This is a genomic window from Paenisporosarcina quisquiliarum (genome assembly GCF_027563315.1).
Lineage (GTDB): Bacteria > Bacillota > Bacilli > Bacillales_A > Planococcaceae > Paenisporosarcina > Paenisporosarcina quisquiliarum.
This window is the reverse complement of record NZ_JAMKBJ010000002.1, coordinates 380,530-389,260: the sequence shown is the minus strand read 5'-3', so window position 1 is coordinate 389,260 and position 8,731 is coordinate 380,530. Positions and strand designations below refer to the sequence as shown.

Below are 8,731 nucleotides of genomic sequence, written 5' to 3'. Positions count from 1 at the left end.
GGATAAGTGCTGAAAGCATCTAAGCATGAAGCCCCCCTCAAGATGAGATTTCCCATTACGCAAGTAAGTAAGATCCCTCAAAGACGATGAGGTAGATAGGTTCGAGGTGGAAGCGCGGTGACGTGTGTAGCTGACGAATACTAATCGATCGAGGACTTAACCAAAATGAATTTGAATGGTTTTCAATGACCCGTTTATCCAGTTTTGAGTGAACAAAAATGTTTTTTTAAAAAAATAAAAAACACTTGTAAATCTCGTCAGACTTGTTATAATAAATCTTGTCTGAAAAAAGAATACCCAGTCCAGTGATAATGGCAAAGAGGTCACACCCGTTCCCATACCGAACACGGAAGTTAAGCTCTTTAGCGCCGATGGTAGTTGGGGGTTTCCCCCTGTGAGAGTAGGACGTCGCTGGGCGATTTATTCCGGAGGATTAGCTCAGCTGGGAGAGCATCTGCCTTACAAGCAGAGGGTCGGCGGTTCGAGCCCGTCATCCTCCACCATTATTCTTTTTAACACCGTGCCGGTGTAGCTCAGTTGGTAGAGCAACTGACTTGTAATCAGTAGGTCGAGGGTTCGACTCCTTTCGCCGGCACCATTGTTAGAGCCATTAGCTCAGTTGGTAGAGCATCTGACTTTTAATCAGAGGGTCGTAGGTTCGAATCCTACATGGCTCACCATTTTCTTACTAAGTTGCGGGTGTGGCGGAACTGGCAGACGCACTAGACTTAGGATCTAGCGCCGCAAGGCGTGGGGGTTCGACTCCCTTCACCCGCACCATTTTTCACAATGTTATATAAGCGGAAGTAGTTCAGTGGTAGAACACCACCTTGCCAAGGTGGGGGTCGCGAGTTCGAACCTCGTCTTCCGCTCCATAACTTCTTTAATGCCGGGGTGGCGGAACTGGCAGACGCACAGGACTTAAAATCCTGCGGTAGGTGACTACCGTACCGGTTCGATTCCGGTCCTCGGCACCATCTTTCATAAAACATTATATTTAGCGCCCGTAGCTCAATTGGATAGAGTACTTGACTACGAATCAAGCGGTTAGAGGTTCGAGTCCTCTCGGGCGCGCCATATTTTTGACTCGGGAAGTAGCTCAGCTTGGTAGAGCACTTGGTTTGGGACCAAGGGGTCGCAGGTTCGAATCCTGTCTTCCCGACCAGTTTATTTCATCCCTTTTATGGGGCCTTAGCTCAGCTGGGAGAGCGCCTGCCTTGCACGCAGGAGGTCAGCGGTTCGATCCCGCTAGGCTCCACCAACATTTTATAAAGATCCTGGCGGCGTAGCTCAGCTGGCTAGAGCGTACGGTTCATACCCGTGAGGTCGGGGGTTCGATCCCCTCTGCCGCCATTTTTTAGGACCTTTAGCTCAGTTGGTTAGAGCAGACGGCTCATAACCGTCCGGTCGCAGGTTCGAGTCCTGCAAGGTCCACCACTTATATATCGCGGAGGTATACCCAAGTTTGGCTGAAGGGATCGGTCTTGAAAACCGACAGGGGAGTCAAATCCCGCGGGGGTTCGAATCCCTCTACCTCCTCCATTTTTACTAAGTGTGTGGTGTAAGTAAGATTAGCAAATATAAACATACATATTAACTCGCTAAATGCAGGTGTTCATAACACAAATAAGTGTTGAAGCAATTATGTTTATAACAATAATATTATCGCGGGGTGGAGCAGCACGGTAGCTCGTTGGGCTCATAACCCAAAGGTCGCAGGTTCAAATCCTGCCCCCGCAACCAAATGGTCCCGTGGTGTAGCGGTTAACATGCCTGCCTGTCACGCAGGAGATCGCGGGTTCGATTCCCGTCGGGACCGCCATTTTTTCTTGAAGTATTAAGAATTGGGTTAAGCAAAGAGATTCGCAGCTTAGTACAATTCAATTGTGGCTCAGTAGCTCAGTCGGTAGAGCAAAGGACTGAAAATCCTTGTGTCGGCGGTTCGATTCCGTCCTGAGCCACCATATTTGCGGGTGTAGTTTAGTGGTAAAACCTCAGCCTTCCAAGCTGATGATGAGAGTTCGATTCTCTTCACCCGCTCCATTTTTTATGTGGGCCTATAGCTCAGCTGGTTAGAGCGCACGCCTGATAAGCGTGAGGTCGATGGTTCGAGTCCATTTAGGCCCACCATTCCGAAGTAGCTCAGTGGTAGAGCAATCGACTGTTAATCGATTGGTCGTAGGTTCGAGTCCTACCTTCGGAGCCATTATTTCTGGGGAAGTACTCAAGTGGCTGAAGAGGCGCCCCTGCTAAGGGTGTAGGTCGGGCAACCGGCGCGAGGGTTCAAATCCCTCCTTCTCCGCCAGATATAAGGCCCCTTGGTCAAGCGGTTAAGACACCGCCCTTTCACGGCGGTAACACGGGTTCGAATCCCGTAGGGGTCATTTAAAAAGATGCGCTATCTTCGGGATAGCGTGTTTTTTTATGGAGAAATGTCGAATTATAGGATATTATGTCTACTCATAATTGACTAAAGATAAATTTGAGCCTGCAGCTATCAAGCTGTAGGCTTTCTTGCTGTTATTTGATTTGTGGGAGCTCAGTCTGACTTTTAGGCATTCACGTCTGAAAAATGAGAGTCGACGTCTGAAAAATGAAGCATCACGTCTGAAAAAACGTGGTTGACGTCTGAAAAACAGCACATTCTCAAAATAAGTGATACGCAAGAATGCTGTCGAACAAGGAGAGAGGCCACATTTATTAGAATTTGAAATAATAATACTCACCCTGACTCTAATACGGTCGTTTGGTAGGTGTTTCTGTGAAATTAATGATTGAATTGGGGTTTCGACCGAACACCTGCGAGCCTACTTGAAAACTTCTCTATATTATAAATACATAAAAAAACCGCATTGCCGATTTCCAGGCACATGCGGTTTGTTCTATTCTATAAGATATATCCGATCAGCAAACCGATTCCGAGAAGGAAACCGAAGATCGTATTTGTAAGTGCTGTATCTTTCATTGCGGGGCCCACTTTGAGCGGGTCTTCATGAGCTTTAAATGTCTGAATGGCATGAATCGGTTTTTTAATGCTCAAAATAACTAATAGTGCCCATGGAGTGATTTCTCCTATGACAACCAATGCAAGAATCCATAAATATGAAGAGATAAACAATCCAAGCAATACATTGATGGCGCGTTTGCGGCCAATTAGTAAAGCCATTGTTTTGCGTCCGCCTGCTTTATCTTCCACTAAATCACGAATATTATTAGAAAGCATAATTGCTGCGACAAGTAACATACTTGGAATAGACAATAACAGAGCAATGGACGTAATTTCTCCTGTTTGGATATAGAATGCGATTAATACAATCAGCATTCCCATAAATAAACCAGAAAATAATTCACCAAAAGGTGTATAAGCAATTGGGTAGGGACCGCCAGTGTAGAAGTAGCCAATCGCCATTGATACTGCACCTACGATTGCTAATAGCCAAGTGGTTTCAATACATATGTATATCCCTAGAATAATCGAGATTGCATAGAGCAATAAAGCGAGCTGCATAACTGTTTTTGGTTGGACGCCATTTCTTACGATAGCCCCACCAATCCCAACAGACTTCTCATTATCCAATCCTCTTGCAAAGTCATAGTACTCATTGAACATATTTGTAGCTGCCTGGATCAGCATGCTTGCAAACAGCATTGCAAAGAATAATGGCCAGTGTATATCTGTATAGGAAATGGCAATCATTGTACCTAAAAATACAGGAACAAATGATGCAGTTAACGTGTGAGGCCGTGTTAATTGCCACCAAATACGCCAGCCACTATCAGCTTTTAAATCGTGTGACATATAGTTTCCGCTCCTTCTTCTTTTTTCACCTCTCTCATTGTACTTCATCCACTTAATTCTGTGTAGATTGTTTGCTTTACGGGTGCTGAATCGTCAATAAAGAGGTATGATAGAAGGTAGGATATTAAAGGGTCCTCATATGTTTATGAAGTCCTAATTACGGAGGGAAACTGGATGAAACGAAAGTCATTTACATCCACAGGATATGTAGTCGAAGATCAGTCTTCGGCCGTACATTTTTATACAGAAACAATTGAAGTAAATGGATTATCCTCTGTTGCTTTCTTTGAAGCAGGAGAGTCATATAAAGGTCAAAGATTTTATTGGCAAAACCGTGAAAAAACATTTACATTGGTCGGACTTGGACATGCTCATGTCATCACTAGTACCACAGAAGAAAATCGCTTCGCTGAAGTGGATCAACAGTGGAATGAACTGTGCTCTAAAATCGTGAATGAAGAACATGATTTACAACCGATATTGTTTGGCGGGTTTTCTTTTGACCCAGCGAACAAGTTGTCTTCCGAGTGGGATATGTTCCCTTCGGCGTACTTTGCTGTGCCTTCTTTTCAACTCGTTATACGTGACGACAGAGTATTCATTAGTATCCACTTAATAACGAGTGATAAAGATTCACAAATTCAATTTGATCGCTTGCGTGGAGAACGGGATGACCTGATTCATGCAGCACAGGTCAAAGAATTAAAACCTTATGCAAAACCGCAATTAACTCAAATGGATGAGCGTTTCAAGGAATTGTATTTAGATGCGGTTTCACATGTTACGAAATTAATTCATGCGGGTGAAGCTCAAAAGGTTGTCATTGCCCGTTCATTGGAACTGACTTTTGCAGAAGAAGTAAGTTCACCATCAGCCATGTATCATATGTCTAAAGAGCAACCAGAAAGTTTTCTGTTTGGGTTAGAGCTTGCAGATAATTTGTTTTTTGGAGCAACGCCGGAACGCTTGGTAAAAGTAGAAAATCGACGTGCACTGTCTACTTGTTTAGCTGGTTCTGTCAAAAGGGGACAAACTGCAATCGAAGATCAGCAATTAGGCATTGAACTGTTGCAGGATTCAAAAAACAGAGAAGAACATCAGTATGTGGTAGATATGATAACGGAAGTTTTTAATCAATATTGTGAAGACGTAAAAGTTCCAAAATACCCTAAGCTGATGAAAATTAGAGACATTCAGCATTTATATACACCAGTGGAAGGGAAGTTGCAAAAAGGTCATGGACTGTTGCAACTGGTGAAAGATTTACACCCAACCCCAGCTCTTGGGGGAGAACCAAGAAGCGATGCCATGGCCATTATTAGGATGGTCGAGCAAATGAACCGCGGATACTATGCCGCACCTGTGGGATGGATTGATGCTGAAGGAAACGGTGAATTTGCTGTTGCTATACGCTCTGCGTTATTGAACAAAACGAATGCGTATTTATATGCTGGTGGGGGCATTGTTGCGGATTCGGATCCGACTTCTGAATATGCCGAGACTTTAGTGAAATTCAGGCCGATGTTACGCACGCTTGGAGGTAAATTAAATGGATAACCGTACAAATTTAACTGAATATGTACACGCTATCGTCCAAACCTTTCTTCGAGCTGGCGTTCAAGATATCGTAATCAGTCCAGGTTCCCGCTCCACGCCTCTTGCCTATGCATTTAGTCAAACTAAAGAATTCAACACATATATGCAAATTGATGAACGCTCTGCTGGTTTTTTTGCTTTAGGAATGGCCAAAGCTAATCGAAGTCCAGTGCTTTTGCTATGTACTTCTGGAACGGCAGCTGCTAACTATTTTCCTTCTATTGTGGAAGCAAGCTATGCAAGAATACCTTTAATTGTGTTAACAGCAGATCGTCCACATGAACTTAGGGAAGTGGGAGCTCCTCAAGCCATCGACCAAGTTCAACTGTACGGAAAACACGTCAAATGGAGTGTCGACTTTCCGTTAGCAGACGAACATAAAGAAACGATTCCATTTATTGTTCGTCATACTGCGAGAGCCATTACACATGCTAAGGCGGCACCAATGGGGCCTGTTCATATTAACATTCCTTTCCGAGAACCTTTGTTACTGGATTTTGACTTTCAACCTGAACCTTCCACTTTCATAGAATCGACATCAGGGACGATTGTTGCGTCACAGCCTACAATCGACTTTGTTAAAAAATCGATTACTCTCGCTAAAAAGGGACTTCTCATCGTTGGGGAACTGTCTGCAGATACGCCTAAAAGTGATTTCTGGTCTTTTGCCAAATCCATTCAATGGCCTGTACTGGCAGATTCGCTTTCTCAACTTCGGACAGGTGTCCCGGAAGATTGCTTACACTTGCTTATCGATCAATACGATGCCCTTCTGAAAAGTGAACACTTTAAACAGACCGTTATTCCAGATGTAGTAATTCGTTTTGGTGCTCAACCAGTTTCTAAGCCACTCTCACTATATCTAAAAGAAGTTCAGCCTGAAATTTATATTGCAGTCGATGAAGATCCAATGTTCAGGGACTCGTTAGGGATGGTGACGCACCATGTCCATTCCGTGGCGCAAGTGTTTTGGAAAGAGCTAAGTAACATTCATGAAAACGAAGCTCTTATCAATTGGACAGAGGCAAATAAAATTGCAACAACTCATGTCGAGGAATATATTCAAGAGCAACACGACGAAGGCGCACTAGCCGGAGTGCTATTCCATTATTTGCCCGATGGGAGTGACCTCATTTCAGGTAGCAGTATGCCAATTCGGGATGTCGATACTTTCTTTAATCAAACAAGTAAAGACATTGCGATTTATGCTAACCGCGGAACAAATGGAATTGATGGTGTTGTTTCAACTGCACTTGGCATTCAGCAGGCGAGAAAACGACCTGCCACGTTATTAATCGGGGACATCTCGTTCCTTCACGACAGCAATGGTTTATTGGTTTCACGTTTCCATGAGACGGATCTCACCATTGTCGTGATGAATAATGATGGAGGGGGCATTTTCTCATATTTGCCTCAGTCATCTGAAGAAATTTACTTTGAAAAACTGTTCGGTACACCAACCGGATTGTCGTTCGATTCAATAGCGACGATGTACGAAGCAGAATACTTTGCAGTTGAGTCAAAAGATGATTTCATAAAAGCTTTAACAACCGCAAAACAAAGAGATTTGCGAATCATTGAAGTGAAGACGGATCGCCAACAAAACGTTTTGGCACACCGTCAACTATGGAACGGGATTATAGAGGAGTTGGACCGGAAATGGAACAACTAGTTTCAACAGTCCGAGGTGTGAATGTCAGTTATTCAATTACGAACAAAGATGCTTTGGAAACCATAATTTTTTTGCATGGATTTACTGGCAGCACGAAAACATGGCGTCCAATTATTGAGCAATTTCCTGAAACTGTACGCTGTATTACGGTTGACTTATTAGGTCATGGAAACACCGAATCCCCTAAAGACTTCAAACGGTATGAAATGAGGGAACAACTGAAGGATCTGCATGCGCTTATCCAAACTCTCAACATAACTAGTTTTTCACTCGTGGGCTATTCAATGGGGGGACGAGTTGCGCTTGCTTATGCACTTACTTATCCTGAATATCTTCGAAAGTTGGTATTGGAAAGTGCGTCGCCAGGACTAGATATAGAAGCTGAACGACTTGCCAGAATAGCTGCAGATAATCAATTAGCGATGAGGCTGGAAAGAGAAGGTCTTTCATCCTTCATTGATTTTTGGCAGGACATACCGTTATTTCAATCTCAGAAAAAATTAGATGAGATAAAGCTTCAAGCCATTAGAGAAGAGCGAATGCAACAGACTGCTACTGGATTGGGAAATAGTTTGAAAGGAATGGGTACCGGTCGGCAACCTTCTTACTGGTCCCGATTGAATGAGTTGAAAATCCCTGTCACAATAATCACGGGTGAACTTGATGTAAAATTCAAGAATATTGGAAAGCAAATGACAAAACAGATTCGAAACAGTCAGCATCTAGAAGTTTCAGAAGCGGGTCATGCAATTCATGTGGAAAATCCCGTTCAGTTTGCTACAATAATAATGGAGCAAGTATTAGTATAATTTTGAGGAGGAAGAGTATGACACGTCAATGGGTATCAGAACGTACATATGAAGATATTAAGTATGAAACATACAACGGGATTGCGAAAATCACAATTAACCGTCCGGAAGTAAGAAATGCTTTCCGACCTAAAACAGTTAAAGAATTATTGGATGCTTTTACTTATGCGAGAGATGATTCAAAAGTCGGCGTTATCGTATTAACAGGTGAAGGCGAAAAAGCTTTCTGTTCAGGTGGAGACCAATCAGTCCGTGGACATGGTGGTTATGTTGGGGAAGATGAAATCCCTCGTTTGAACGTTTTGGATTTACAGCGTTTGATTCGCGTTATCCCTAAACCTGTTGTTGCAATGGTAGCAGGCTATGCGATCGGTGGCGGACACGTTCTACATGTAGTTTGTGATTTAACAATCGCTGCAGACAACGCAATATTTGGACAAACAGGACCAAAAGTTGGATCGTTTGATGCAGGTTACGGTTCTGGTTATTTAGCTCGTATTATCGGTCATAAAAAAGCGCGTGAAATTTGGTACCTATGCCGTCAATATGACGCACAAGCGGCATTAGATATGGGATTAGTCAACACAGTAGTTCCTTACGCACAATTGGAAGATGAAACGGTTCAATGGTGTGAAGAAATGCTTTCTATGTCACCGACAGCTCTTCGTTTCCTGAAAGCGGCAATGAATGCAGATACTGATGGTTTAGCAGGTCTTCAACAAATGGCTGGAGATGCAACACTTCTTTACTACACGACTGATGAAGCAAAAGAAGGCCGCGATGCCTTTAAGGAAAAACGTAAACCTGATTTCGGTCAATTCCCACGTTTCCCTTGATATAACAATTTTCAAGCTG

Annotated in this window: 5 protein-coding genes, 20 tRNA genes and 2 rRNA genes; 26 read left to right on the top strand and 1 reads right to left on the bottom strand. The window is 43.3% G+C overall.

Annotation, left to right across the window (positions count from 1 at the left end; translation table 11 throughout):
* From M9R32_RS04225 to M9R32_RS04120, 22 genes are all read left to right on the top strand, one after another.
* A 23S ribosomal RNA gene (locus tag M9R32_RS04225) occupies positions 1 to 164 on the top strand; the annotation flags it as partial.
* A gap of 137 nt (positions 165 to 301) precedes the next feature.
* Positions 302 to 417 (top strand): 5S ribosomal RNA (gene rrf / locus M9R32_RS04220).
* 10 nt (positions 418 to 427) lie between these two features.
* A tRNA-Val gene (locus tag M9R32_RS04215) sits at positions 428 to 503 on the top strand.
* Positions 504 to 522: 19 nt separating this feature from the next.
* A tRNA-Thr gene (locus M9R32_RS04210) sits at positions 523 to 598 on the top strand.
* A 6-nt stretch (positions 599 to 604) separates the two neighbouring features.
* Positions 605 to 680, top strand: a tRNA-Lys gene (locus M9R32_RS04205).
* A 15-nt stretch (positions 681 to 695) separates the two neighbouring features.
* Positions 696 to 780 (top strand) — tRNA-Leu (locus M9R32_RS04200).
* Positions 781 to 800: 20 nt separating this feature from the next.
* Positions 801 to 875: transfer RNA gene (locus M9R32_RS04195), tRNA-Gly, on the top strand.
* Between the two features lie 13 nt (positions 876 to 888).
* Positions 889 to 977: transfer RNA gene (locus tag M9R32_RS04190), tRNA-Leu, on the top strand.
* A gap of 23 nt (positions 978 to 1,000) precedes the next feature.
* Positions 1,001 to 1,077: transfer RNA gene (locus M9R32_RS04185), tRNA-Arg, on the top strand.
* Positions 1,078 to 1,088: 11 nt separating this feature from the next.
* A tRNA-Pro gene (locus tag M9R32_RS04180) sits at positions 1,089 to 1,165 on the top strand.
* A gap of 20 nt (positions 1,166 to 1,185) precedes the next feature.
* A tRNA-Ala gene (locus M9R32_RS04175) sits at positions 1,186 to 1,261 on the top strand.
* A gap of 18 nt (positions 1,262 to 1,279) precedes the next feature.
* Positions 1,280 to 1,353: transfer RNA gene (locus M9R32_RS04170), tRNA-Met, on the top strand.
* A 7-nt stretch (positions 1,354 to 1,360) separates the two neighbouring features.
* Positions 1,361 to 1,437, top strand: a tRNA-Ile gene (locus M9R32_RS04165).
* Between the two features lie 12 nt (positions 1,438 to 1,449).
* A tRNA-Ser gene (locus M9R32_RS04160) sits at positions 1,450 to 1,542 on the top strand.
* 124 nt (positions 1,543 to 1,666) lie between these two features.
* Positions 1,667 to 1,743 (top strand) — tRNA-Met (locus M9R32_RS04155).
* A 3-nt stretch (positions 1,744 to 1,746) separates the two neighbouring features.
* Positions 1,747 to 1,822 (top strand) — tRNA-Asp (locus tag M9R32_RS04150).
* A gap of 66 nt (positions 1,823 to 1,888) precedes the next feature.
* Positions 1,889 to 1,964, top strand: a tRNA-Phe gene (locus M9R32_RS04145).
* A gap of 5 nt (positions 1,965 to 1,969) precedes the next feature.
* Positions 1,970 to 2,043: transfer RNA gene (locus M9R32_RS04140), tRNA-Gly, on the top strand.
* A gap of 10 nt (positions 2,044 to 2,053) precedes the next feature.
* Positions 2,054 to 2,130 (top strand) — tRNA-Ile (locus tag M9R32_RS04135).
* A 1-nt stretch (position 2,131) separates the two neighbouring features.
* A tRNA-Asn gene (locus tag M9R32_RS04130) sits at positions 2,132 to 2,206 on the top strand.
* Positions 2,207 to 2,214: 8 nt separating this feature from the next.
* A tRNA-Ser gene (locus M9R32_RS04125) sits at positions 2,215 to 2,305 on the top strand.
* A gap of 7 nt (positions 2,306 to 2,312) precedes the next feature.
* Positions 2,313 to 2,384 (top strand) — tRNA-Glu (locus M9R32_RS04120).
* A 503-nt stretch (positions 2,385 to 2,887) separates the two neighbouring features.
* Here the strand turns inward: M9R32_RS04120 and M9R32_RS04115 are convergent.
* Entirely contained in the window at positions 2,888 to 3,799 is a 912-nt protein-coding gene (locus M9R32_RS04115; protein ID WP_269925480.1) for a 1,4-dihydroxy-2-naphthoate polyprenyltransferase, read from the bottom strand.
* A 174-nt stretch (positions 3,800 to 3,973) separates the two neighbouring features.
* Between M9R32_RS04115 and M9R32_RS04110 the strand changes: the two genes are divergently transcribed.
* From M9R32_RS04110 to menB, 4 genes are read left to right on the top strand one after another with little or no spacing between them, the layout of a single operon-like run.
* The gene (locus M9R32_RS04110) at positions 3,974 to 5,356 is read left to right on the top strand and encodes an isochorismate synthase (RefSeq protein ID WP_269925479.1); all 1,383 of its coding nucleotides are present in this window, start codon (positions 3,974 to 3,976) and stop codon (positions 5,354 to 5,356) included.
* Positions 5,349 to 7,067: a 2-succinyl-5-enolpyruvyl-6-hydroxy-3-cyclohexene-1-carboxylic-acid synthase gene (menD, locus tag M9R32_RS04105; RefSeq protein WP_269925478.1), complete on the top strand. Its 1,719-nt coding sequence runs from the start codon at positions 5,349 to 5,351 to the stop codon at positions 7,065 to 7,067. The genes M9R32_RS04110 and menD overlap by 8 nt, the downstream gene beginning before the upstream one ends.
* Complete coding sequence (gene menH, locus M9R32_RS04100) at positions 7,055 to 7,876, top strand: 2-succinyl-6-hydroxy-2,4-cyclohexadiene-1-carboxylate synthase (protein WP_269925477.1); 822 nt, start codon at positions 7,055 to 7,057, stop codon at positions 7,874 to 7,876. Before menD ends, menH begins: the two co-directional genes overlap by 13 nt.
* Positions 7,877 to 7,893: 17 nt before the next feature.
* Positions 7,894 to 8,712 carry a 1,4-dihydroxy-2-naphthoyl-CoA synthase gene (gene menB, locus M9R32_RS04095; RefSeq protein ID WP_016426539.1) on the top strand — a complete coding sequence of 273 codons (819 nt, stop codon included), beginning with the start codon at positions 7,894 to 7,896 and terminating at the stop codon, positions 8,710 to 8,712.
* The last annotated feature ends 19 nt before the right edge of the window (positions 8,713 to 8,731 follow it).

What these genes read in the sequence shown, in the direction of transcription:
- M9R32_RS04115 (WP_269925480.1), bottom strand. Translation starts at nt 3,799, where the DNA reads ATGTCACACGATTTAAAAGCTGATAGTGGCTGGCGTATTTGGTGGCAA.
- M9R32_RS04110 (WP_269925479.1), top strand. Translation starts at nt 3,974, where the DNA reads ATGAAACGAAAGTCATTTACATCCACAGGATATGTAGTCGAAGATCAG.
- menD (WP_269925478.1), top strand. Translation starts at nt 5,349, where the DNA reads ATGGATAACCGTACAAATTTAACTGAATATGTACACGCTATCGTCCAA.
- menH (WP_269925477.1), top strand. Translation starts at nt 7,055, where the DNA reads ATGGAACAACTAGTTTCAACAGTCCGAGGTGTGAATGTCAGTTATTCA.
- menB (WP_016426539.1), top strand. Translation starts at nt 7,894, where the DNA reads ATGACACGTCAATGGGTATCAGAACGTACATATGAAGATATTAAGTAT.